The organism is Pseudomonas sp. 14A, from assembly GCF_018132745.1.
GTDB classification, from domain to species: Bacteria; Pseudomonadota; Gammaproteobacteria; order Pseudomonadales; family Pseudomonadaceae; genus Aquipseudomonas; species Aquipseudomonas mercuritolerans.
On record NZ_JAGRQJ010000009.1, the window covers coordinates 276,058 to 298,437 of the forward strand.

22 protein-coding genes are annotated in these 22,380 nt (G+C 61.3%); 3 read left to right on the forward strand and 19 right to left on the reverse strand.

Going from position 1 to position 22,380, the window contains the following annotated elements; all coding sequences use genetic code 11:
• Positions 1 to 25: 25 nt before the first annotated feature.
• Positions 26 to 649 (forward strand): isochorismate family cysteine hydrolase YcaC, encoded by a 624-nt coding sequence (gene ycaC / locus PS14A_RS09240; RefSeq protein WP_016774080.1) that lies wholly within the window; start codon positions 26 to 28, stop codon positions 647 to 649.
• A gap of 208 nt (positions 650 to 857) precedes the next feature.
• On the opposite strand, the gene PS14A_RS09245 is transcribed toward ycaC, so the two are convergent.
• The gene (locus PS14A_RS09245; RefSeq protein ID WP_137216064.1) at positions 858 to 2,285 is read right to left on the reverse strand and encodes a mechanosensitive ion channel family protein; all 1,428 of its coding nucleotides are present in this window, start codon (positions 2,283 to 2,285) and stop codon (positions 858 to 860) included.
• A gap of 108 nt (positions 2,286 to 2,393) precedes the next feature.
• Positions 2,394 to 3,413 (reverse strand): alpha/beta hydrolase, encoded by a 1,020-nt coding sequence (locus PS14A_RS09250; RefSeq protein ID WP_212615845.1) that lies wholly within the window; start codon positions 3,411 to 3,413, stop codon positions 2,394 to 2,396.
• A 233-nt stretch (positions 3,414 to 3,646) separates the two neighbouring features.
• On the opposite strand from PS14A_RS09250, the gene PS14A_RS09255 reads away from it, so the two are divergent.
• On the forward strand, positions 3,647 to 4,546 hold the full coding sequence (locus PS14A_RS09255; RefSeq protein ID WP_130909506.1) for a LysR family transcriptional regulator: 900 nt from the start codon (positions 3,647 to 3,649) through the stop codon (positions 4,544 to 4,546).
• 72 nt (positions 4,547 to 4,618) lie between these two features.
• Here the strand turns inward: PS14A_RS09255 and PS14A_RS09260 are convergent, their stop codons facing one another.
• The gene (locus PS14A_RS09260) at positions 4,619 to 4,888 is read right to left on the reverse strand and encodes a type II toxin-antitoxin system mRNA interferase toxin, RelE/StbE family (RefSeq protein ID WP_082228561.1); all 270 of its coding nucleotides are present in this window, start codon (positions 4,886 to 4,888) and stop codon (positions 4,619 to 4,621) included.
• The gene (locus PS14A_RS09265) at positions 4,878 to 5,069 is read right to left on the reverse strand and encodes a hypothetical protein (RefSeq protein ID WP_038862015.1); all 192 of its coding nucleotides are present in this window, start codon (positions 5,067 to 5,069) and stop codon (positions 4,878 to 4,880) included. Before PS14A_RS09265 ends, PS14A_RS09260 begins: the two co-directional genes overlap by 11 nt.
• 308 nt (positions 5,070 to 5,377) lie before the next feature.
• Here PS14A_RS09265 and PS14A_RS09270 point away from each other — a divergent pair, with 308 nt between their 5' ends.
• On the forward strand, positions 5,378 to 6,175 hold the full coding sequence (locus PS14A_RS09270) for a class I SAM-dependent methyltransferase (protein WP_212615847.1): 798 nt from the start codon (positions 5,378 to 5,380) through the stop codon (positions 6,173 to 6,175).
• 116 nt (positions 6,176 to 6,291) lie between these two features.
• Here PS14A_RS09270 and PS14A_RS09275 read toward each other — a convergent pair whose 3' ends face one another.
• The 15 genes from PS14A_RS09275 to PS14A_RS09345 form a co-directional block, all read right to left on the reverse strand.
• Positions 6,292 to 6,600 (reverse strand): addiction module antidote protein, encoded by a 309-nt coding sequence (locus tag PS14A_RS09275; protein ID WP_137216070.1) that lies wholly within the window; start codon positions 6,598 to 6,600, stop codon positions 6,292 to 6,294.
• 305 nt (positions 6,601 to 6,905) lie between these two features.
• Positions 6,906 to 7,598, reverse strand: coding sequence for a hypothetical protein (locus PS14A_RS09280; RefSeq protein ID WP_056784508.1), 693 nt, complete (start codon positions 7,596 to 7,598; stop codon positions 6,906 to 6,908).
• Entirely contained in the window at positions 7,595 to 8,785 is a 1,191-nt protein-coding gene (locus PS14A_RS09285; protein WP_212615849.1) for a GNAT family N-acetyltransferase, read from the reverse strand. Before PS14A_RS09285 ends, PS14A_RS09280 begins: the two co-directional genes overlap by 4 nt.
• A gap of 4 nt (positions 8,786 to 8,789) precedes the next feature.
• Positions 8,790 to 9,479, reverse strand: coding sequence for an N-acetyltransferase (locus PS14A_RS09290; protein WP_212615851.1), 690 nt, complete (start codon positions 9,477 to 9,479; stop codon positions 8,790 to 8,792).
• 61 nt (positions 9,480 to 9,540) lie between these two features.
• Positions 9,541 to 11,460 (reverse strand): hypothetical protein, encoded by a 1,920-nt coding sequence (locus tag PS14A_RS09295; protein WP_212615853.1) that lies wholly within the window; start codon positions 11,458 to 11,460, stop codon positions 9,541 to 9,543.
• Positions 11,457 to 12,764, reverse strand: a complete 1,308-nt coding sequence (locus PS14A_RS09300; RefSeq protein WP_212615855.1) for an oligosaccharide flippase family protein — start codon at positions 12,762 to 12,764, stop codon at positions 11,457 to 11,459. The genes PS14A_RS09295 and PS14A_RS09300 overlap by 4 nt, the downstream gene beginning before the upstream one ends.
• The gene (locus PS14A_RS09305; protein ID WP_212615862.1) at positions 12,761 to 13,762 is read right to left on the reverse strand and encodes a polysaccharide deacetylase family protein; all 1,002 of its coding nucleotides are present in this window, start codon (positions 13,760 to 13,762) and stop codon (positions 12,761 to 12,763) included. The genes PS14A_RS09300 and PS14A_RS09305 overlap by 4 nt, the downstream gene beginning before the upstream one ends.
• 13 nt (positions 13,763 to 13,775) lie before the next feature.
• Complete coding sequence (locus tag PS14A_RS09310) at positions 13,776 to 14,912, reverse strand: glycosyltransferase (protein WP_212615869.1); 1,137 nt, start codon at positions 14,910 to 14,912, stop codon at positions 13,776 to 13,778.
• Positions 14,905 to 15,873, reverse strand: a complete 969-nt coding sequence (locus PS14A_RS09315) for a glycosyltransferase (RefSeq protein WP_212615871.1) — start codon at positions 15,871 to 15,873, stop codon at positions 14,905 to 14,907. The genes PS14A_RS09310 and PS14A_RS09315 overlap by 8 nt, the downstream gene beginning before the upstream one ends.
• Positions 15,870 to 17,237 carry an O-antigen ligase family protein gene (locus PS14A_RS09320; protein WP_212615873.1) on the reverse strand — a complete coding sequence of 456 codons (1,368 nt, stop codon included), beginning with the start codon at positions 17,235 to 17,237 and terminating at the stop codon, positions 15,870 to 15,872. The genes PS14A_RS09315 and PS14A_RS09320 overlap by 4 nt, the downstream gene beginning before the upstream one ends.
• Positions 17,234 to 18,325, reverse strand: a complete 1,092-nt coding sequence (locus tag PS14A_RS09325; RefSeq protein ID WP_212615875.1) for a glycosyltransferase family 4 protein — start codon at positions 18,323 to 18,325, stop codon at positions 17,234 to 17,236. The genes PS14A_RS09320 and PS14A_RS09325 overlap by 4 nt, the downstream gene beginning before the upstream one ends.
• Positions 18,322 to 19,914 (reverse strand): Wzz/FepE/Etk N-terminal domain-containing protein, encoded by a 1,593-nt coding sequence (locus PS14A_RS09330; RefSeq protein WP_130909492.1) that lies wholly within the window; start codon positions 19,912 to 19,914, stop codon positions 18,322 to 18,324. Before PS14A_RS09330 ends, PS14A_RS09325 begins: the two co-directional genes overlap by 4 nt.
• Positions 19,915 to 19,930: 16 nt before the next feature.
• Positions 19,931 to 20,953, reverse strand: coding sequence for a polysaccharide biosynthesis/export family protein (locus tag PS14A_RS09335; protein WP_130909491.1), 1,023 nt, complete (start codon positions 20,951 to 20,953; stop codon positions 19,931 to 19,933).
• A gap of 21 nt (positions 20,954 to 20,974) precedes the next feature.
• Positions 20,975 to 21,622 carry a CpsD/CapB family tyrosine-protein kinase gene (locus tag PS14A_RS09340; protein WP_024012451.1) on the reverse strand — a complete coding sequence of 216 codons (648 nt, stop codon included), beginning with the start codon at positions 21,620 to 21,622 and terminating at the stop codon, positions 20,975 to 20,977.
• Positions 21,622 to 22,368, reverse strand: coding sequence for a sugar transferase (locus PS14A_RS09345; RefSeq protein WP_110646483.1), 747 nt, complete (start codon positions 22,366 to 22,368; stop codon positions 21,622 to 21,624). The genes PS14A_RS09340 and PS14A_RS09345 overlap by 1 nt, the downstream gene beginning before the upstream one ends.
• Positions 22,369 to 22,380: the final 12 nt, after the last annotated feature.

Consider the following 22,380-nt stretch of genomic DNA (forward strand, 5'->3'; position numbering starts at 1 on the left):
CAACCATCCATCCAGGAGTTTTGCCATGAGCGTTCCTTACAAGCGTCTGAACAAAGATGATGCCGTCGTCCTGCTGGTCGACCACCAGACCGGTCTGATCTCGCTGGTGCAGGATTTCTCGCCGAACGAGTTCAAGAACAACGTGCTGGCGCTGGGCGACATCGCCAAGTTCTTCAAGCTGCCGACCATTCTGACCACCAGCTTCGACGCAGGTCCCAACGGCCCGATCGTGCCTGAGCTGCTCGAGCAATTCCCCGACGCGCCGTTCATCCAGCGTCCAGGCCAGATCAACGCCTGGGACAACGAAGACTTCGTCAAAGCGATCAAGGCCACCGGCCGTAAACAACTGATCATCGCCGGTGTAGTGACCGACGTTTGCGTGGCATTCCCGACCCTGTCGGCGATTGCTGAAGGCTTTGAAGTGTTCGTCGTCACCGACTCGTCGGGCACCTTCAACACCACCGTGCAACAAGCGGCCTGGGCGCGGATGTCGGCCGCCGGTGCACACCTGATGAACTGGTTCGCAGTGGCCTGCGAGCTGCAAGGCGACTGGCGCAACGACATGGAAGGCCTGGCGCATCTGCTGTCCGAGCGTCTACCTAACTATCGCAACCTGATCAACAGCTACACCAAGTTCACTGCCAAGTAATCTGGTCGAAAGTCAAAAGCCCCTCACCCTAACCCTCTCCCGGAGGGAGAGGGGACTGACCGAGGGGCTTGTTCGGGATACGCCGACCTGCAATACCGAGCCGAGCTTCGGTCTTGAAAGGCCCGGAGATCGGCTCCCTTTCCCCCTCGCCCCCCTTGAGGGAGAGGGTTGGGGTGAGGGGGAGGCTTTTGATCTTGAATTTGGCGCTTCAACGCTTCTGCAACCACCCCAGAAATCCACCTTTTTTCACCGCCACCGGTTTGGCCATCAACGCGAGGCGACTGTTCTGTTGACGCACCGCCTGCAACTTGTTCAAGGCCTGGCCGACTTCGCTGCGCTTGTCCATGCACTCACGGGTCAACTGTTTGTCGAGGCGATAGATGATGCTCGACGTCAGCGCCGTAAACGTCGCTTGCGACGGTGTATCGGCAAGAATGCTCTGCTCACCCATGACTTCGCTCGGCCCCATGCGCCCGGCCTCGGTCTGGCCATTGCCGTCCGGCACCGTCGCGCTGACCACGCCCGTGGCAATCACGAACAGGCTGTCCGGCACTTCCTCCAGATCCAGCACCACCTGACCGGCCGTGTACTGCTGCGCGACCATCGACTCAGCGAGGCGATCGCGTTCTTCACTGCTCAGCGAGCGGAAAATCTTCACTTCATCCAGCAACGCACGGGCACGGCTCGACGGTTCGATCACGCCGTCGGGATGCCGGGAAATACCCGCCGCTTCGAGATGGCGGTGGGCGAGGTCGAAAAGTTGATTGCGCACTTCGCTCTTCTTGCCCAGCTCAGCGATGAAACCGCTGGCAACGTATTCCGACATGGTTTCGCCGGCCTCTTTGAGCACGGCTTTCGGCGCCGGGCTGAGCAACAGCGAGCTGCTGCCCTGCAAGGTGCGATCAAGGGCATCGAGTACCCGGCGCGGACGAATGTGATTGGGCACCTGGATGCTGATCGATACGCCGTGCATGTTGCTCGGCCGGCTGAGGTTGACGATCTTCGCCTTGGCCGCCACCGAGTTCGGCACCACAGCCATGGTGCCGGCGCTGGTCAGCAGGTGCGTGGCGCGCCAGTCGATATCGAAGACCTTGCCTTCGACGCCGTCGATCATCACCAGATCGTCCACCTGATACGGCTTGGTAGTGTTGAGGACGATGCCGGAAAACACGTCGGCGAGGGTGCTTTGCAGCGCCAGACCGACCACGATGGCGACCACCCCGGAAGTGGCCAGCAGACCTTTGACCGGCAGCTCCAGCACGTAGCCGGCCGCCGCGACAATGGCGACCAGAAACACCAGCGCGCCGATGACATCCTGCAACAAGCGACCGCTGTGGCCGATGCGGCGCATCAACGCCAGGCCGATCACTTCGGTCAGCACCCGTGCTGCATACAGCCACCAGAGAATCCCCAGCGCCGTCGCCCCCAGTTGTGCCACGCGATCATCAGCGAACAGCGGAGCCTGCAACGGGCTGACACCGGCATTGATCACCAGCGCGCTGAACGCCAGAAACAGCGCCAGACGCACGCCGACTCGCGGCGCGCGATGGCTGAAGGGCGAGAAATGCCAGAGTGCGGCGTCGAGCAGCAACAGCACAGTGCTCCAGGACAGCAGGTGGGCGTAGAAAAGAGTCATGACCGGTACTCCGCGACGCTGGTGAGAAAAAAGATCGCAGCCTGCGGCAGCTCCTACTTTGGAATGCGTTTTCCTGTAGGAGCCGCCGAAGGCTGCGATCTTTTGCGGTTAAGGCTGCAAATGAGTTTTCAGTTCTGCAGCCGCTTGACGCATCGCAGCTTTCACCTCCGGAATCTGGCTCAGCGGATTGAGCAGACCAAAGTCATGAATCATCCCGTTGTAGCGCACCGAGGTCACCGGCACGCCAGCCGCATCCAAGTGCCGCGCATAACCTTCACCTTCATCACGCAGCACGTCGAACTCGGCGGTCTGCACCAGGGCAGCGGGCAGGCCCTTGAGCTGTTCGCTGCTGGCGTTGAGCGGCGAGGCATGGATCTGCGCACGCTCGGCCGGGTTGGTGGTGTAGTTGTCCCAGAACCACTGCATCATGCCTTTGGTGAGGAAGTGGCCCTCGGCAAATTGCTGGTACGAACCGTCCTCGAACTGCGCATTGGTTACCGGCCACATCAACAGCTGGAAGCGCAGGGCAGGGGTTTTCTGCTCCTTGGCCATCAACGCCACGACCGCCGCCATGTTGCCGCCGACGCTGTTGCCGGCCACCGCCAGACGCTTGCCATCGACACCGATGTCCTTGCCGTGCTCGGCCACCCATTTCGTCGCAGCGTAAGCCTGATTGATCGCCGTCGGGTACTGCGCTTCCGGCGACGGCGTGTAATCGACATACACTGCAACGGCGCCCGAGCCGACCACCAGATCACGGATCAGGCGCTGGTGCGTCGGGAAGTCACCCAGCACCCAGCCGCCACCGTGGAAGAACATGAACACCGGCAACTCGCCCTTGACCTTGGCCGGGCGCACCACTTTCACGTTGAAGGTCCGGCCATCGACCTTGATCGCCTTGTCGCTGACTTCCACACCGGACAGATCAACCTTCACAGAAGCTTGGGCACCGGTCAGCACCGCACGGGCGTCCTTCGGGCTCAGTTGCTCCAGCGGACGACCACCGCCAGCGGCGAGGGCATCGAGGAACGCTTGGGTGTTGTGTTCGACGCCAGGGCTGCCAGCGGCAAAAGCGCTGCTGACGGACAGGGCGAGGAGGGACGCGGCGAGGGTTTTCTTGATGCTCATGTTCAATTCCATTTTTGAGTATTTATACGTTCGTGTAGGAGCTGCCGAAGGCTGCGATCTTTTGATCCTGTTTTGCCATTTCCAGCGTCACTGCAGATCAAGATCAAAAGATCGCAGCCTGCGGCAGCTCCTACCTGTTCAGGGTTGTTTTCAAACCGTGAGCACAGATTAATGGGCTGCTGAAAAGCGAAAAAGCGGCTATAAAGCGTTTAACTGTCCACCAGAGAGTGACAATGAACCCGTTCGAAGACATGCGTATTTTTTGCCAGGTCATGGACTCCGGCAGCTTCACCGCCGCGGCCGATCAGTTGGGGCTGTCCAAGCAGTTCGTCAGCCGCCGTTTGATGCAACTGGAAGAGCGACTTGGTGTGCGCTTGTTGAATCGCTCGACCCGCCGCCTCGACGTCACGCCGCTGGGGCAGAGCTATTACGAATCGGCGTTGCGTTTGCTCGGCGAGGTAGAGCAGGTCGAGCAGGGCATCGCCGGCGAAACCGCCGAGCCGCGCGGCACGATTCGCCTGAGCGCGCCGCTGTCGTTCGCGGTGGCGCATCTGGGTTGTCTGCTGCCGTTGTTCCTGCAGCGTTATCGCGAAGTCACCGTCGAGGTCGATCTGAGCGATCGCCCGGTCGACCTGCTCGGCGAGGGCTACGACCTGGCCCTGCGCATCGGCGTGCTGGAGGACTCGACACTGATCGCCCGGCGCATCGCTAGCATCGAACGGGTCTACTGCGCCAGCCCGGCCTACCTTGCCGAGCACGGCACACCACTCAAACCCGAAGACCTGCACAGCCACGATTGCCTGCCTTACGGCCACGGTCGGTCGGTGCAATGGCGCTTCAACGAAGCGCCGGGCAAACCGCTGCTGATCAACGTCACCGGGCGCATGCGCGTCAACAACGGCGAACTGCTGCGAGACGCGGCGGTGCAGGGGATGGGGATCACCTATCTGCCGACCTTCATCGTCGGCGCGGCGCTGAAGGACGGGCGGCTGGTGCCGGTGCTGGATGATTTACGCCCGGAGCCACTGACCTTGTCGGCGGTATATCCGCAACATCGCCAGGCTTCGCGGCCGGTGCAGGCACTGGTGGAGTTTCTGCGTGAGCGGCTTAACCAGAGTCATGTGAATCTTTGATAGTGGTGCCTACTGGGCAAACGGCGTGTTATCGATCGGGCGAACATCACACCGTTTTTTCCTGCGATGTCTTTATGGATATTCCTGTCGGGTATGCAAAACGCTAAGTATCTCGATTCGATCCGTCACCTCATAAATCACTACGTAGTTAGGATGTACAACGATTTCCCGGGTGCCGGGAGATCGACCTTTACGGTAGAGATGGGGATGAACGGAGAGTGAGGTTGTGGATTCTTCGATGGATTTCGAGAGACTCACTGCGGCTGCAAAGTTTCTCTCGCCAATGTATCTGAGGATGTTCGAAAGATCGGCCTTGGCTTCGGGCCGCCACTCAATCTGCATCAGCCTTTTTTCGCATGGATTCGATCAAGGCATGCATGTCCGCCATCACGTCCTCATGGGGGAGACTCGGATGGGGATCATCTCTGGACGCCTGCACCTTGGCTCGCAACCAGCGATCATGACTGGCAGCCTGCTCGTCGTTTTCAAACCCTGAATCGTCGGGAAAGATTTTGCCGTCCATTGTGCCTCCGGGATCAATGCCTGGCAGTCTATTCGGTACAGGGATTGCTGTCGTCGTTGTCTGGATGAACTGCATCTGGGTCGAGCTCCATGAGTACTTGTAGTTCGACAAATCCTAGACTGAGCGCTTCCGACGGCCAACCGACGGAAGATGTAGGAAAACGGTTGGGGTATCCCGAGTTCCTTCCTTTTTCTGTAGGACTCGCTGAAGAGGACTGCGCAGTGTGATTACAACATTGGAACAACCGCCACCCCGGGTCTGTTCTAGACTCACGCCGCTCAATCACGAGCCTCACCCGGAGTAGCGCCATGGAAGTGCCCAACCCCAAAACCGCCATCGAAAGCAATCGACAGGCGTGGAACGATTCCGCCCGCCATCATCAGGATTCGCCGGACTGGCAGGCATTGCTCAACGATGTCGCGCAGGCGGAGTTTTGCTGCCTTGATTACACCTCGCGCGGCTTGCTGGACGTCGACGGCAAAGACGTGATTCAACTGGGCTGCAATAACGGTCGGGAAAGCCTGTCGCTGTTCGCGCTGGGTGCGCGCAGTGTCGTCGGCGTCGATCAATCCGCAGCGTTTCTTGAGCAGGCCCGCGAGCTCAACAGCCGCTCGCCGCATACTGCCGAATTCGTCGAGAGCGACATCCACCATCTGCCCGCATCGCTGCATAACCGCTTCGACGTAGCCCTGATTACCATTGGTGTACTTAACTGGATGCCTGACATCGGCGAATTCTTCCATCATGTCGCGCAGGTGCTGAAGCCGGGTGGCAAGCTGGTGATCTACGAAACCCATCCGTTTCTGGAAATGGTTGATCCGCAGGCTGAAAATCCCTACCGCCTCGCCAGCTCGTATTTCCGTGCCGAGCCGTTTGTGCAGCAAGAGCCGATCGTTTACGTAGGTAAAGTCGGGCAGCCGGCGGCAAAGTCGTACTGGTTCGTGCATACGCTGGGCGCGATCTTCAGCGGCGCCATTGGAGCGGGGCTGCGCATTGTGGATTTTCAGGAATATGCGCATTCGAACCGGGAAGAGGTGTATGACTGCTACCTGAACCAGCAGGCGCAGTTGCCGATGTGCTTTAGCCTGGTGGCGAGCAAGGCCTGAGATCCTTTATTGCGACGGCTGGCCTCTTCGCGAGCAGGCTCGCTCCCACAGGGAAACGCATTCCATTGTGGGAGCGAGCCTGCTCGCGATGGGCGGCATTGCGACCGCTACAAAATTCACGGAACGGCGTGATTGACTACGTGCCCCGGCTGCGCGTAGAGATCAATGCCTAGTGCATGAATTACCTTCAACACTGTGTCAAATCGCGGCTTCGCTCCGGGAGCAAAAGCTTTGTACAAACTTTCACGACCCATGCCTGAATTCTTGGCGATCTGCGTCATTCCTCGCGCCCTTAACACGTAACCGATTGCGCGAAGGAATTCTTCGCTGTCTCCGTCTGCAAGCACCTGCGACAGGTATTCACTGATGGCTTCGTCACTGTCCAGCAGCGCGACCATGTCGAAATTCGTCAAAGTCTGGCTCATGGTTAAACCTCCTTTGCCATTTGTTGTGCGCGTCGGATGTCTGCGCTTTGTGAGGATTTGTCGCCTCCGATGTCGTGCTCGACTGTATCCAAGTGGATACGGATAAACAGTCGGCCAAATCTTTACTGGATGTTGGAAGTGTCGTCACAGTTTGTAGGCAACCAGCCAATCGCTTGTGAGAGCTGCGGGTGCAGCTACTGGCCCCTTCGCGAGCAGGCTCGCTCCCACAGGGAAACGCATTCCAGTGTGGGAGCGAGCCTGCTCGCGATGGCGGTATCAAAACCGCCGCAAATATTCAGCCTGAATCAAGCCTGCGCGGGCGTACTTACTACTGGTCTTTCCGGCTTGCGCAGCGCCTCCAGCCTCGACTCGCTGTAGCGCGTTTCGCGGAAGAAGCGCCAGTGGCCGAACAGGTCGTAAACATGCGTGATCCGGCCTTGTTCCTTGTAGCCCAGGCGCACATGCATCTTCAGGGCCTGGATATTGGCGTTGTCACAGATATCCACCACCTTTTTATATCCCCCGGCGTCCATGACTTGCCAAAGTGCGGTCTGTGCGTCGACGGTCAAGGTGCTGCCGAAATAGGGCCGGGCAATTTCGGCACCGAACTGGAAGTACTCACCGGGCTGGATCGTGAACGTGTAGCGGTAGAAGTGGCGATCGTAATAGTCGCGGGTGCTGGCCCAGACGAACCCGACGGTGTGGCCTTCCTGGTCCAGGTACATGTGCCCCGTGTGCCCTTCAGCGGCCAATTCGGCCATGGTCTGCACACGATCACCAAAGTACTTGCCGAAAGCCTTGGCGTTGTCCTCGGTAATGTCGACTCTATGTAAACCTTCACAGGGGCGCAGTTTGTTTGGCGCGATCGGCGTGACCAGATCGCGCTCCATCCACAGCAATTCACGGTGAGCGAAGACATAACGTTTGCCGAACGCGCCAAGGGTGCGGCGCAGGCCTTTTTGTTTGATGCGCAGAAGCAGTTTGTCGATGACGTTCATGATGCTCTCCGAGGCGCTAGCCCAGGTGTGGTGGATGAAGTTGCAGGTTGTGTTGCGGATGTATTTGCCGCTTTCGGTTTGCCGGCACGCTGTGCGCGCCATTTTTGCAGGGCCGGTTTGACGCAGTACCAAAGACGCAGCCCCAGGCCCAGCAGCAAGCCACTGGGGCGCCATGAGTAGAAGCTCCAGCGCCAGTGTTCCAGTTGCCCGGTCATGCGCTCGTGCAGTTGATGACTGGAGTTTTCCAGGCTGACCCGCGAGGCATCAATCCAGTGCCATTGCTCGTCCAGGCCCCAGCGAATCCATTCCTCCAGCAGCACCCGACCGCTGCCCAGATCGGCATGTTGCGGCAGGAACGCCAGGTTGTAGTCGTAGAGTCGGCCCTGCTCGAGCAGGCCCAGCCGATAACTGATGCAGCGGCCTTCCAGCTCCAGCGTCACCACTCGCACCAGCCCTTGAGCGGCGAGGGCGGTGAAGGCGTTCTGTATCCATTGACGACTGTGGTCAGTTGCGAAAATGCCGACGCCCTCGTCACCTTTCCAACTGACCGACTCGACTTCTTCCAACGCCTGTAAAACCGTAGGCATCGACAGCGCATCGGGGATGATGCGCCGCACTTGAGCGCCGCACGCGGTAATCCGTTTGCGCGCCCGGCGCAGTTTGTAGCGCGGGTCGCCGGAAACTTCCTGCTGGTCGGCGTCGCTGATCAGATGCACCGGCACCCGGCAACTCAGGCGCCGTTCAGCCGTGGAGCTACGCGCCATCCAATCGGTGAGGGCACTTTCTTCCCCGGCAGGTTCCGACAGTTCGTTGAGTTGCAGCAGCGCATGGGGCAGGCGCTGACGGATCAGCATCAGCGCATCGCGCATATCCTCTGCGCCGAGCAACGACAGCAGGGCCAACCGATCGGCCAGCGGATAACCCAAGTGGCGCAAGACGCGAAATGGCACGCCCGCGAAGCGTTCGCGGCTGGCCACCAGCGGCAGGCACAGGCGCAAAGCCTCTGCTTCCCAGCCGAGCAGAACGTGCAGGCACTGATTCTCTTCCAACGCCTGTTCTGCCGCGCACAACCAGGCGAGATTGTTGAACGGCGTGTGGTCGGTCACGCGCAGGCGCAATGCCTCGTAGGCCGTCGCCGGGAAGTCGGCAGCGCACAGCGATGTGCGCCATTCGAATCGCATCGCCATAGGTTCAGGCCGCCGTTGCTGGGACAGGTGGACGGGAAGTTTTGCGCAACGCCGTCAGGCGCGAACCGCTGTAGCGGGTTTCGCGATAAAAGCGCCAGCGACCAAACAGCGTGTAGATATGGGTGATTCGCTGTTGTTCGGTATAGCCCATGCGCAGGTGCAGCTTGAGCGCCGGAATGTTGCTCGACTCACAGACATCGACCACCTTGCTGCAGCCTTTCACGGCCATGGCTTTCCATAAGCGTAGTTGCAGATCTACCGACAATTCGGTGCCCCAGTAGGCGCGAGTCAGTTCGCCACCGAACTCGAAAAACTCGCCAGGTTTCACCGGGAACCGGCAACCGTAGTAATGCCGATCAAAATAATCACGCGGCGTGCCCCAGATAAACGCCACGGCATCGCCATGCTCGTCGACATGCATATGCCCGGTGTGACCTTCATTGGCGAGTTCGGCCATGACGCCGACACGGTCGCCGAAGTAACGGGTGAAGGCGCTGGCGTTGTCTGCGGTGATCCGCATTAATCGCAGTGGCGGGTATGGTTTGAGGTTGTGCGGCGGCACGGGGCTGACCAGATCCCGTTCCATCCACAGCAGTTGCCGATGGGAAAAAATGTACATTCTGCGGATCTTCGCCAAGGTCGCTCGCAGACCTTTACGACGGATATGTCCGCTGAGTTTTTTCAAGATATCCATGGTCTCTTCTCCTGATGAAGGTGCCGCGCGCAGCATGACGCTCGCAGGGCAGAAGGGCGGTTCATGAAGCGTTCCAGTTCAGGGCAAACAGGGTCTGTCCGGGTAATTCGAAACGCACGCGCCCGTTTTCGCAGGCGAACGGTGCGTCGCGGGCGCGATTGTCAGCGCCGAACAAACGCAGGGCGCCGTGGTCAAGCGGGCACTTGGCGCCGCTCAGATCAACGCGTTGCTGGCGTGTGCCTTTGTTCACCCCCAGCAAAGTGCGCTGCTCTTCGCCGGCCATCGCCAGCACATCCACTTCGAAAGCGTCGTTCTCCAGTTGCAGCACGTGTGGCAGCCAATGCCGAGCGATGAATTGCTGGGCCAGGCCCACCGGTTTCAGCTCGAAGCGATCGCCACCCAGCACGCGCACCATGCCTTTGGCGTAGGGCGGTTCGTCGGCCGCCTGAAACCAGTTGAGCATGCTCAGCAAGCCGTCCTGAGAAGCATTGATGACGACCGATGTCCACCACAGCGCGGCGTAGTGAGTTTCCTGCTCGTACGAGCTCAGGCTCGAGCCGCTGGACAGATTGGTCTGGTCGAGCAACAAGGCCTTGCGCGGCTGACCCTCGGCGTCGAGGCCGACCAGTTGCGCGGCGCGGCGTACGCTCTCGCGGTAGACGCGGGTGGCGAGCAGGTCGCGGATCATCCATTCGTGCCAGGCCAACGCGTCGATCTGGTCGGGCGCTTCACTGAGCAGACGCCGTGCCCAATCGATCCCGCGTTTGTCTGCGGCGTTATTGGCGAACGGGCCGTTGACCAGGCGCGAACTGGCCGGCATGGCGATGCGCACGCCGGCCCTGGCGTTGGCCGGATCGCTGCGCACCTGGCGGGCCATGCTGACAAAAATCGCCTGGTAGTCGTCGTAGCTCGAATAGTTGAGGTTCGGCTCGTCGGCGAAGCCGATGTAATGCGTGCCTTGCCCACCCAGTGTGCGCGTGCTGGCGAGCCAGGCATCGAGGCCGTTGCTGCTTTGCACGTCGGCGCGCAGATTGGCCTGACGCCCGGTGCCGGCGAGCAGGGTGATGTCCTGGCGGATGCCGAAGCGCGTCTGATAGAGCTGACGAACCGGGTCTTCGAAGCGGGCATTTTTCGCGCTGACGTCAACGTAGCTGTAATAACTCGCCGCACCCGGCTTCAACGCATCCAGTGCGGCATGACTGCTCGTGGGCGGCATCAGATTGGGCAGCGCAATGCCCAGATCCGGAGTGCGCCCGAGCACCTTGCCGTGCAGGGTCAGGCGTACCTCACCCGACTCTTCACGCACTGGCCGCAGCTGCTGCGGATTCTGCGCAAACAGGTTGGCCGTGCCGTCGAGCCAGAACGCCGCTTTGCCGCTGCCCTGCAGGCGCAAGCGCCAGACCTGGGTCCGGTCGCTGACCGGCAAGGCCACTTGATCGAATTGCCAATATGCGCGGTAGGGCTTGAGGGCCAGCGACAGTTGTTGTCCATCGTCCACACGCTGTGCTTGCAGCGCGTTGATGCCGCCATGGTACTTGCCGTTCAGCACCGCATGCTCTCCCGGTGCGACCTGGAAAAACAGCTCAGCACCATTGCGGGTTTCGACGCTGAAATGCACTTTGGCCGGACTGAACAGCGCCACGGTCGTGGCGTCATGCTCGACGCGGTAACTGCGGAAGCTGTAGCCGGGAATCTCCAGACGATAAGCGGCAGCTCCCGGCACCAGCGGCCAGCTTTGCGCACCGCGAACTTCACTGGCCTTGATGAAGCGGTCACCCTGCAAGCGGCCATGGCCGTCGAGCAGATAGATATGCTCTTCATTGGCCTCGGCCTGCCACGCCGGGACCCAGCGCACAGTGACTGTGTCCGGTTGGTCGGCTTGCAGATACAGGCTGCCGTCGCGGATGTCGCCCCACTGCATGGGCGCAGCGAAGGCGTTCAGCGTCATGCCGAGTCCGAGCAGCAGGGCGAGGCGCTTCATGCGGCTTTCCTGCGGTGCAGCATCAGCCACATCGGGCTGAGGTCACCGGGCAGAATGAACAGCGTGTGCCAGAACGGCACGCCGCTCAGTCTGCAATAAAGCACGAGCATCGCCAGGGTCACTGCCAGATAGGCGATCGAGGACGCCGCCGCTGCGCCGACGATGCCGTAGCTCGGGATCAGCAGCAGGTTCAGGCCCAGATTGAGCAACGCACCCACCCCCATCATCAGCGAGACGGTGGCAGGGCGGTTCTTGCCGATCAAGTCCAGGCGCAGAATGCTTGCGTAGCACAGGCCCAACAGCCCCGGCAGCAAAGCCAGCAGCGCCGGGTAGGCCGGTTGGTAGGCGACGCCGAACAGGGTGATGATCAGCCATTCGCCGATCAGCGCCATGGTGATGCAGGCGCAGAGCATTACCGTCGCGGTCAGACGCAGCGCCAGCGGCGTGACCTTGTCCATGCCCTTGTCCTGTTGCAGCAGACGCTTCATCAGCGGTGTGGTGACCGCTTCCGGAACGATCAGCAACAGTTCAGCAGCGGCGCTGGCCATGGCGTAATGGCCGAGCGCGCTGCTGCCGAGCAGGGCGCCGATGAACAAATAATCGGAGCGCAGAATGACCTGTTGGAACAGCAGGTCCGGATGGCTGCGCGCACTGAATTTCAGCAGCTCCTTCTGGCTCGCACGATCCCATTGCAATTGCAGCGGCTGTGCACGTTTTAGCCACATCCAGCCCACCAGTACCACCAAGCTGATACCGGCCAGCCAACTGATGAGCGCCGCTTCGAGTGCCGCCTCTTTCCACATCCAGAACAGGGCAACAAACAGCAGCAGGGGTGCCAGTGATTCGATCAGGCGCAGGACATTGAAGGCGACTACGCCACCCGACGCGTTGTGCAAGGTCAGCAGGCCGCTTTTGAGCACGGTCAGCGGCACCGCCAGCAGCAACAGCCAGGCCAGCAGACCGAGCTGAATCGTGACGTCGAGTTCGCTGCCGAATTCTCGCGCCAGCGCCACCACCAGCAAGGTCAGCAGCCCGGCCAGCAGACAACCGAACACCAGCACCTGAGCGAGCAACAGACCCATCGGCCGCTGGTTGGCCGCTTGATAACCGACCGCTGAATTCAAGCCGCCGCTGGTGGCCGCACTGATCAGATCCGGCAGGGTGCTGAGCAGGGCGAACAGACCGCGTTCGCTCGGCCCGAGAATCCGCGCCAGCAACACATTGCGCAGCAGGCGCAGGGCGATCATCGCCAGTTTGGTGCCCATGCTCAGGGCCAGATGCCGGATATAGCTGCCGCGACTCATGGCCGTGCCCCGCGAAAGATCCGTAGCGACAGCAGCTCCGGATTGCGCGCGGTGCGTTGGCTGACGCCGAAACGCGGCAGGTTCAGCGGGTCGCCGGCGCCGCGATAGAGTCCGGTGGCCGTGCCCAGCGCAAACGCATAATCGTGATTGGCGACCTGCTCGCGCACGCGCTCATCGTTGTCGCCGTTGGGGTAGCAATATACCGGCAGGGGCCGATTGCAGCCGTTGTGCAGGGCGTCGCGGCTGCGGCTGATTTCTTCTTGCAGGCGCACGTCATCCAGGCCGGTGAGGATCGCATGACTGGCGCCGTGGGGGCCGAAGCGCACCAGACCGGACGCTTCCATGGCGCGCACCTGATGCCAGTCCAGCGCTTGCGGCAGAGAATCCGGCGGACACTCATTGGTCAGACGTTCGAGTTCCTGCGGATCGAGGCTCTTCAAACTCTGCAGGTAATGCAGCAGCGCCAGGCTGCGCCGGTCGACATCGATATCGTCGAGCAACACCGGCAGCGGATGACCGGTGATGCGCAGGTGCTCGATAAGGTGCATGCGGGCCTTTTCGCCATGGCTGCCCCATAGCGTTTCACCGACGCTTTCCCACCAGAACCGTTGCCGGCTGCCAATGAAATCGGTGGAAAGAAAAATGCTCGCCGGCACCTGATATTTTTGCAGCAGCGGATAGGCATTGACCGCGTTGTCACGCCAACCGTCATCGAAGGTCAGCGCCACGCGCGGGCGCTCGGTGCGCAGGGCGTTGGGCTGCAACAACTCCATCAGCGGCACGCAATCGAAATGCTTGCGCAGCCACATCAGCAAGCGTTCGAACGCCTGCGGGCCGACGCACAGTTCGTTGCGGTGCGGCAGATTGGCGGCACGGTCGTTGGCCAGCACCCGGTGGAGCATCAGGATGACCCCGGCCCCGTGCAACTGGTTGCGCCCCACTGACGAGTTGAGATAGAGCCAGCCGCTGGTGCGTTTTATCAACTGTTTGATCGCCATGGCATGCGTCCTCTCAACGATTCTGATCAGGATTCCACTGTGCGTAACGTTGCCCGCGCAGGAACTGCCACAGGCCGACGCTCATGCCTGCCAGCGTCACCAGCAGGAATGCCGCAAGGCGGAACGGTTTCGGTAAACGGTGTTGCGAATCCAGCAGGCCGGCGATGGCAATCGCGTAACCGAGCAATTGCGCGACCAGGCTGAGGCGGTAGAAGCCGTGCTGGTTCCACAGCCAGAAATTGCTCAGCAGCAGCGGCAGCAACAGCACCGGCGCCAGGCGACGAATCAGTTTGTGGCTGATTAACGCGATCGAATACAGGCCGTGCTTGAAGGGATTGAGCAGTTCACGGCGTTGCGCCAGGCTCTGCAGGCCACCGACGGTGACCCGCTGGCGGCGACGCCATTGCTTGTCCGCTTCGTCGACGCCCTGATCGATCACCTGCGCCTCGGGCACGTAGACGATGCGTTTATGCGCCACCGGAGCGCAGGTACTGATGAAGAAATCGTCGTTGACCTCCGTCGGCACGTTCTGGAATAGCTCGCGGCGCAAGGCGAGCAGGGCGCCGTCGGCGGAGACCATGCAGCCGGTGCGATTCTCGACCCGGCGCAACCAGCCTTCGTAATGCCGATACAGGCTGTCGCCGACGCTCAGGCCGCCACCGGTAACCGGGATCACCATGTGCCCGGCGCAGGCGCCGACCTGCGGATCGCTCAAGGGCGCGAGCAAGTGGCCGAGGGTGTCGCGCGACCACTGGTTGTCGGCATCGGTGAACACCAGAATGTCGCCGCTGCTCAGGGCCGCGCCGGCATTCAGCGTGGCGGCTTTGCCCTGACGCGGCAGGTCGAGCACGGTGATGCGCGGATCAATCACTTTGTGCGCGCAAGCCACGGTGTCATCGGTCGAACCATCGCTGGCCAGAATGATCTGCAACGCGGCCGGCTGATAGTCCTGAGCCAGCAGCGTGCGCAGCTTGTGCTCGATATGGCGTGCCTCGTTGTGCGCGGCAATCACGATGCTGACGTTCAGCGGCGGTGCGGGAGCATGTCGCCAGGCCGGGAACAGTGGCGCGAGCAAGGTCAGCAGCAGCGGATAGCCGATGTAGGCGTACGCTGGCAACAACAGGCACAGGCAAAAAATGAGTTCAGCCACGGGCAGGCCTCCTGGCATTCCAATGACACAGACCGAGAATCAATGCCGCGCTCGCCAGGTGCAGACGCACCCAGTGCAGGCCCCAGAGTTGCAAGGTCAGGCTGAGGTGATGCTGGCGAATGCTTTGCCGCAGGCTGAGCAGCAGACTGGGCAGCAGGCCCGCCATCAGCAGCAGCAACGCCTGCTGCGCGTGGCCGCCCAGCAACGCAAGAATCGCCAGAGCATCAAGCAGCCACACCAGTAACGAGAGCAGCGGAAACCGCAGCAGACGCAAGCTCATGCCGTGGGCTCGGAGCAGTTGCAGATGACTGCCCTGACGCCACAGTTCCTTGCCGACCCATTCGCGCCAGGTCATTTCGTAGCCCCAATGCAGAGCGACGCTGGTATTGACCGACAGCAGGCGAGCACCGTGCCTGTGCAGACGCAGGGTGTATTCCTTGTCCTCGCCGGTGCGCAGGGTTTCGTTGAATCCGCCGACCTTGTCGAACCACTGCTTGCGCATCAGCAGGTTGGCACTGGGCAGCCATTGCACAGTGCGCGTGGCACGGCTCGACGGCCGCAACGAGCGGCGCTGCCACGCGGCGGCGAACCATGGCGCGGCGGCAGGGGTGTGCAGGTCGAGGCCGAAGACGTCGCCCTGGTCGTCCGTAGCCAAAGCAAACATCTGCTTCAGCCAGTCTTCGGGCATCTCGATATCGGCATCGATGAACGCCAGCCATTCACCGCGGGCAACCGTTGCGCCACGATTGCGCAAGGCGCCGATCAGCAGGCCGGGCAGCAGCAGGACCTGCGCGCCGAATGCGCGGGCGATCTGCGGCCCCTCGTCGGTGGAGCCGTTGTCGACGACTATCAATTCACAGTCGATGTCGGCTGCGTGCGCGGCCTTGCTGGCCGCCAGCAGGGTACGGCCGATGTGCCGCGCTTCGTTGTACATCGGAATGACAATGCTGATCCGGCTCATGCTTTGGCCTCCGGCAGCGCTGGCTGCTCGGCTTTCAGGCGCAGCACCCAGGTCAGCGCCAGCATGATCCACAGGTATTTCAGGTTCGGCGCACTAAGGAACATCAGGAACAACGTCAACGACAGAAAGCTCATGCCCAGATGGGTAACCATGCCTGCGTGCTGCCACTCGCGCCGTTGCAGCCACGTGCGTCGTGCGCGGATCAGGTTGTAGAAACCCTGTACCAGCATGCCGACAAACAGCAGGCCGGCGGGAATCCCCAGTTCGCTGAAGATCTCCAGATAAGTGTTATGCGCCCGGCGATACAGGTCGCCGATCTTGCGGTTGGCCGAGAACGCCTTGGCATAACCGGTGGTCGCGTAGTGCAGCGGGAAGGTGCCAGGGCCGGAGCCGAGCAGCGGATGCTCGCGAATGATCTGGCTGCCAACGACAATGTAGGAGGCGCGACGGCCGAGGGATTCGTCCTGGGCCTTGGCCCCGGCGCTGAGGATGCTCAGTGACTGGATGCGTGCCAGATAACCGGCCGGCATCGCGTAAATCGCCAGCGGAAGGATGATCGCAGCACCGAGCATGGCGAAGCCGAAATGCCGCGGACGAATGCGGGTCAACTGCTGGCGGTAGTGCCAGACTCCGATTGCCAGACTCAACGCCAGTACCACCAGCCCCGAGCGCGACTCGGTTTTGGTCATGCCGCCGAGCAACAACAGGCAGCAACCAGCCCAGAACAAACGGTGCAGCAGGTTCGGGCTGCGAATCACCAGCAGCAGGCCCAGCGGCACGGCGAAAGCGATCAGCAGGGCAAAGGCATTCGGGTCTTCGAGCAGGCCGGCGGCGCGGCCCTTGTCCTGGAATCGGCTGGAAAACATCGCCATCGCGCAGGTCGCGCTGACACTGAGCGTGACCAGTCGGGCGAACAGATCCAGATTCAACTCACGGCCAATCAACAGGGTGATCACGAACAGGACCAGACCCACGCTCAGTTCACGCAGATGAGTTTGCGACATGCCCAGATTGTCGCTGGCGAACAGGCTCAGCAGGTACAGCGCCATGAAACCGATCAGGTAGCGCCACAGATTGCTGCGCAGGCGTTGCGACGGAATCTGGTGCAGCGCCAGTTGCAGCATCACGATCACTGCCAGCGAGGCGCCGAGCAACTTGCTGCCCGACACCGAGCTGTCCTTGAAGAACCCTTCGAACGGTACCAGCGCGGCAATGCCGAGCAGGCCCCAGGTCGGCTTGCGGTAGAGGACGGTGAAACCGACCAGGCCAATCACCGCCCCCGGTGCCAGATACGGCCAGGGACTGGCCAGCAGACCGAGGCTGACCAGGGCGAACAGACTGACGATCGAGAGCGGGAAAATCATGCGCGTGTCTCCCGTGCCGTTTGGATGTACAGCTGCGACCAGCGTTCGGCCAGAGCCTTGAGGTCGTAGTGTTCCTGTTGGGTGCGTCTGGCGTTGTCGCGCAGCTGCGCGGCCAGCTTCGGTTCGGCCAGCAGTGTGTCGAGCTGGCGGGCGAGGGCGACGGTATCCGTCGGCGCTGCGAGCAGGCCGTTGTGGCGGTCCTGCAACACATCGGGAATACCGCCGACCGCGAACGCCACCACCGGCACGCCGGCCTGCATCGCTTCGAGCAGAATCATCGGCGTGCCCTCGGTGCGCGAGCTGATCACCAGCGCATCGAGTTGCTGCCACCAGCCTTGCATCGCCGTCTGGTAGCCCGGCAGGCGAATCCGCTGCTGCAAACCGGCAGCGTCGATGCGCGCCAGCAAGGCTTCGCGTTCCGGGCCGTCGCCGAGCATCACCGCGTCCAGTTGCGGATGCTGGTGACACAGGCCGATCAGCGCATCAAGAAACAGATCCGGGCCTTTTTCGCTGCTCAAGCGACCGACGTAACCGGCCAGCCAGCGTTGCCGCTCTGCCAACGGCGGCATCGCTGGCGCCGCTGGCAGACCGTTGGGAATCACCTGCAACTTCTCCGCACGCACGCTGGCCTCAAGGTGCAGCGTGGCGATGCTGTGCGCCACGCAGACCACCCGTTTCACCGACGCCGTGCGGCACAGTTGCAGGCTCAGCCAGGTGTAGAACTTCTGCTTGCGACTGCGCGGCGTGAAGCCGTGCTGAGTAATCACCAGCGGCAGGCGCAACAGCGTGGCGCCAACCCAGCCGAACAGCAGCCCTTTGAAGTTGTGGGTGTTGAGCAACGGCTTGTCGCCACGGCGCTGACGCAAGTGCCGCAGCAATTCGCCGAGCCCGGCACAAGCGCGAGCGTCCACCCCGGCCTCGCGAAAGCGCGAGATCAATTCTGGCGGCGCGTCGAGGAACAGCACCTGGTGCTGCCCCGGCGTGGCCAGGCAATGATCCAGCAACATCCGCTCGGCGCCGTAGAAGCCGCCGCTGCTGAGCAAGTGAATGATCGGCAGGGCGACGATTGGGGTGGACACCGCGTTCAATTGCGCACCCAGTGAACCAGGCTTGGCATGGTCCAGTTCTTGTGCGGATTGCCCGGCTGCGACGTTTCTTCGTTGAGCACCAACAACACTGGCACGCCCAGTTCATGGCTGATTTGCGCCGGATGCTTGAAGCGATGGTCGAAGAACTCACGCACGTAGACGAACGCTATTGCCAGCAGAAGCCCGGTGAACAGCCCGAATGGAATGATCAGCATCGGCTTGGGAAAGGCCGCCTCGGTCGGTTCATACGGTGGACTCAACACCCGGGCATTGGACAAGTCATTGTCCAAAGCGCGTGTCGTGCTGCTTTCGGCAAAGCGTTGCGCATAGGTGGAAAACGCTGCGTGCAACGCGCCGATCTCGGTGTCCATCTGACGCAGCTTGCTTTGGGTCTGCTGCAACTGATGGATGCGATTCTTGAACTCGGCAATGCGCGCGGTTTTCTGTTCGATTACCTGGCTCACCACCGACAGGTCGATCGTGCGTTCCTGGATGCGGTTGTTGACCACTTTGAGGAACTGCTGGCGGGTGCGGGCAATTTGCTCGCGGGCCAGCAACATCGGTTCGCTACCGGGCTGAAATACCGCCAGGTCATTCATATAGCGGCTGACCTGAGTGGTCAGCGCCTCGCCCATCTGCCTGATCTCGCGGTCTTCGAACGCAATGTTGTCCACCGTCGTGGTGAAGGTGAACGGGAAGGTGTAGTCGTTGAGTTTGTTGGAGTTGGCCGCCGCCAGGCTGGTTTTCAGGTAATCGAGCCAGCGTTGGCTCTGCAGCAAGCGATCGCGATACAGGTTGAGTGCCTGCTCTTCGGTGTTGATCGCGTTGAGGCGAAAGGTGATTTCCTCTTTCGGGTCGGAAGAACCGACGCTTTCCAGCAGCCCCAGTCGCGCGCCTTCCAGGCCATCGAGCCGCACCTGATATTGATGCTTCTTGGTCTCGTAGAACGAATGCGGCAGCTCGATTGACTGCAGCGCCTGACGATCGACCAGGTAGTTCTGCAGCAACGCGGCAACAAACGTTGTGCCCTGGGCCGGATCGGGGAAGCTGTAGACGATCGAGATCACGTTGGAACCCGGCAAGGTTTCGATCTTCAGATTGTCGATGGCCTCCTGGGTCAAGCCGTCCAGTACCGTGTCGCGCACCGGATCGGTTTGCATGCCCAGCGCATCACGCAGCGGATTGACCACGTATTCGCGCAGTGGCGTGCTGACGTAACGCTTGAACGGCTCGCCAGCCAGTTTGCTGAGCACCCCCGGCGGCGGGTTGTACTGACCCTTGTCGCGCAGTTCGCTGATGGTCTGACGGATCAGCGCCGGCGAACGGAGGATGTTGCTCTCGGTTTCCATGTCCGCCAGCGATGGCGGAATGAAGGTGGCGTTGTCCTGGGTCAGCGAGGTGGTCGCGTCGCCCTGAGAGAGTTTTTTCGACTGCACGATGACCTGCGCGGTGATATCGAAGCTCTGTTTGAGCAGCAACGGCAGGAGCAGGGCGATCACTGCAAAGGTCAGGAAAATGCGCTTCACCGTTTGCTTGTTGGCGAAGAAAATCCTGAAGAACTCGTGCAGGTAATTTTCTTTTGGGTTCATGTCGGTCACCTGAGAGTCAGTTGTCACTGCCTTTGTTGTCGACGCGGTAGCCGAAGCTGAAACCGACGCCCTGGAACAGCACCACATCAGCCAGTTGGCGGGCGAGTTCGCCGGCGCTGGCCAGTTTGGTTTTTGGCACGTAGAGCATGTCATCCGGCTGCAGATAGGCGATTTGTGGCGCGTCCCCGGACAGTGCTTTCTCGACGTCGTAGTTCATCGCCTGCACCTGATTGCCGTTGCGCCGCATGATCACCACCGAATCCAGCCGCGCCTTGACGTTGGTGCCGCGCGCCAGGGTCAGCGCCTCAAGTACCGACACTGGCCGGCGGATAGGGTAGGAGCCTGGCTGAGCGACTTCGCCGAGCACGTAGATCTCGTTGCCGGCGGTGGACTTGAGCAGCACGTCCACGGTCATTCGCCCCGGCAGTTGCGCGTATCTCTGATTGAGGAAGGTTTCCAGCTGATTGACGGTCATGCCTTGCAGCGGCACGGCGCCGATTTCCGGAAAACTCGCGTAGCCATCGGTGCCGACGGTGATCTCGCGGCTCATGCCGGTGGCCGGATGATTCAACGCGCTTTTGAGGTTCTGCTCGTTGCTCAGCGGGCTGAGAATCTGTACCGAGAGCTGATTGCGGTTGGGCTGGAACAGTTGCTTGCGCTCATACGCACGCTGGATTTCCTGACGGGCTTCTTCGCTGGTCAGTCCGGCGATTTTCACTGAGGTGTTGGCGCCCGGCAGTTCGATGGTGCCGTCGGGCAGCACCAGTTGCGTGCCGTTGAGCTGGCTGGCGGCGGTGAAATTCAGGCCGATCTGGTCACCTGATTGCACGCGGTAAGCGTCCGAACCGCTGGTGCTGATGTGAAAGATCACATCCAGCACGTCTTTCGGGCGCAGGGTCTGTTCGACCCGCGGCATATCGGTGGCCTGGGCGTTGGCCGGCGTGGCGGTGAGGATATTCACCGGCATGTTGCGGGTCTCGGAAGTGCTGGTGCAGCCCGCAAGCGGCAGCAACAGCAGGACAAGCATTCTGGCGTTCATGGCGTCATCCTTTGCGTTCGCTTACAGGTTTTTGTAAAGCCATTTGGGCATGTAGTACTTGCGCCGGTTGAACACGCTGCCGACCACTTTCGCCCCGGCCTGAGTCAGGCGTTGCACAGCGGCTTGGGCGACTTCCCAGCGGGTGTCTTCGGCGCGCACGACAAACACCACGCCGTCGACCTGAGTGCTGATGACCAGCGTGTCGGCGGCGGAATACACTGCGTCGCCGTCGATCACCACAAAGCGGTACTGGCTGCCCAACTGGTCGAGCAACGGGCTCAGGCGCTCGGCGGTCAGGTGTTCCAGCGTGCGGATCGGCCGGCCGTTGGGCAGCACATGGAAGGGCAGGCTCGAGACCTGCACCACGCAGTCCTGCAACAGCGGCGGGTTGCCCGGGTTGAACAGCAGGTCGCGCAGGCCGCGCTCCTTGCCGAGGTTCATCTGCTGGGTGAGGTTGTTCGCCGACTGGCTGGCATCGACCAGCAGCACCTGGCCGCTGCTCATCTGCGCCAGTTGACTGGCCAGTGCCAGCGCGCTGGTGGTGGTGCCGGCGCCGGGGTTGGCGGCGGTCAGGAACAGAATGCGCAGATCGAGATCCAGCACGGTCGAAGTCAGATTCGATTCGCTGGGGCTGGCGATGCTCAGGCTTTTATTGGTTGAACCGTCCATTAGCTTGCTCCGTGGCCGCTGAATACTTTGAAGGGGGTTTTCAACAGAATCTTCAGATCAAGCAGAAGGCTCTGCTCGGCGATGTAGCTGAGGTCCAACTCAACGCGCTGGTCGAAGTCGATGTTGCTGCGTCCGGAGATCTGCCACAGACCGGTCATGCCGGGGTAGATCGCCAGACGCGCGAGGTGATTGTCCTTGTAGCGGTAAGCGTTGAACGAGGTCGGACGAGGGCCGACCAGGCGCATGTCGCCGGTCACTACGTTGATCAGATTCGGCAGCTCATCGAGGCTGGTGCGCCGCAGAAAACTGCCGATGCCGGTGACGCGCGGGTCCTTGTCGATCTTGAAGTCGATGGCGTCCGCGCCGTGCTTGTTCAGGTGGCGCAGCGACTCTTTGAGTTCTTCGGCGTTGCTGACCATGGTGCGGAACTTGAACATGCCGAACTTGCGCCCGCGATAACCGGTGCGTTTCTGCACGAACAGCACCGGCCCCGGGCTGGTGAACTTGATGGCCAGGGCCAGACCCAGCAGCACTGGCGAAATCAGCACGAGAATCGTCAGCGCACCGAGGCAGGCGACCACCCGGTTGGTCCGCGAAAGCTGCCATGGGCGGCCGCCATCGCGGCCGCTGAGCCAGCCGCGACCCTGACGGTGGATCGCTGCGTCGAGGCGCATGCGATGTTCCGGGTCGACGCGCTTGTCAGGGCGCATCTGTGCAATCGACACACTTCTTTCATGTCCAGTCATGGCGTCCTCCGC

Bases quoted from the DNA above. Each gene is read 5' to 3' on its own strand.
- PS14A_RS09255 (WP_130909506.1), top strand. From the start codon at position 3,647: ATGAACCCGTTCGAAGACATGCGTATTTTTTGCCAGGTCATGGACTCC.
- PS14A_RS09315 (WP_212615871.1), bottom strand. From the start codon at position 15,873: ATGAGCCGGATCAGCATTGTCATTCCGATGTACAACGAAGCGCGGCAC.
- PS14A_RS09275 (WP_137216070.1), bottom strand. From the start codon at position 6,600: ATGAGCCAGACTTTGACGAATTTCGACATGGTCGCGCTGCTGGACAGT.
- PS14A_RS09320 (WP_212615873.1), bottom strand. From the start codon at position 17,237: ATGATTTTCCCGCTCTCGATCGTCAGTCTGTTCGCCCTGGTCAGCCTC.
- PS14A_RS09265 (WP_038862015.1), bottom strand. From the start codon at position 5,069: ATGGACGGCAAAATCTTTCCCGACGATTCAGGGTTTGAAAACGACGAG.
- PS14A_RS09295 (WP_212615853.1), bottom strand. From the start codon at position 11,460: ATGAAGCGCCTCGCCCTGCTGCTCGGACTCGGCATGACGCTGAACGCC.
- PS14A_RS09260 (WP_082228561.1), bottom strand. From the start codon at position 4,888: ATGCAGATTGAGTGGCGGCCCGAAGCCAAGGCCGATCTTTCGAACATC.
- PS14A_RS09290 (WP_212615851.1), bottom strand. From the start codon at position 9,479: ATGGATATCTTGAAAAAACTCAGCGGACATATCCGTCGTAAAGGTCTG.
- PS14A_RS09270 (WP_212615847.1), top strand. From the start codon at position 5,378: ATGGAAGTGCCCAACCCCAAAACCGCCATCGAAAGCAATCGACAGGCG.
- PS14A_RS09330 (WP_130909492.1), bottom strand. From the start codon at position 19,914: ATGAACCCAAAAGAAAATTACCTGCACGAGTTCTTCAGGATTTTCTTC.
- PS14A_RS09300 (WP_212615855.1), bottom strand. From the start codon at position 12,764: ATGAGTCGCGGCAGCTATATCCGGCATCTGGCCCTGAGCATGGGCACC.
- PS14A_RS09335 (WP_130909491.1), bottom strand. From the start codon at position 20,953: ATGAACGCCAGAATGCTTGTCCTGCTGTTGCTGCCGCTTGCGGGCTGC.
- PS14A_RS09285 (WP_212615849.1), bottom strand. From the start codon at position 8,785: ATGGCGATGCGATTCGAATGGCGCACATCGCTGTGCGCTGCCGACTTC.
- PS14A_RS09245 (WP_137216064.1), bottom strand. From the start codon at position 2,285: ATGACTCTTTTCTACGCCCACCTGCTGTCCTGGAGCACTGTGCTGTTG.
- PS14A_RS09280 (WP_056784508.1), bottom strand. From the start codon at position 7,598: ATGAACGTCATCGACAAACTGCTTCTGCGCATCAAACAAAAAGGCCTG.
- PS14A_RS09305 (WP_212615862.1), bottom strand. From the start codon at position 13,762: ATGGCGATCAAACAGTTGATAAAACGCACCAGCGGCTGGCTCTATCTC.
- PS14A_RS09345 (WP_110646483.1), bottom strand. From the start codon at position 22,368: ATGACTGGACATGAAAGAAGTGTGTCGATTGCACAGATGCGCCCTGAC.
- ycaC (WP_016774080.1), top strand. From the start codon at position 26: ATGAGCGTTCCTTACAAGCGTCTGAACAAAGATGATGCCGTCGTCCTG.
- PS14A_RS09340 (WP_024012451.1), bottom strand. From the start codon at position 21,622: ATGGACGGTTCAACCAATAAAAGCCTGAGCATCGCCAGCCCCAGCGAA.
- PS14A_RS09250 (WP_212615845.1), bottom strand. From the start codon at position 3,413: ATGAGCATCAAGAAAACCCTCGCCGCGTCCCTCCTCGCCCTGTCCGTC.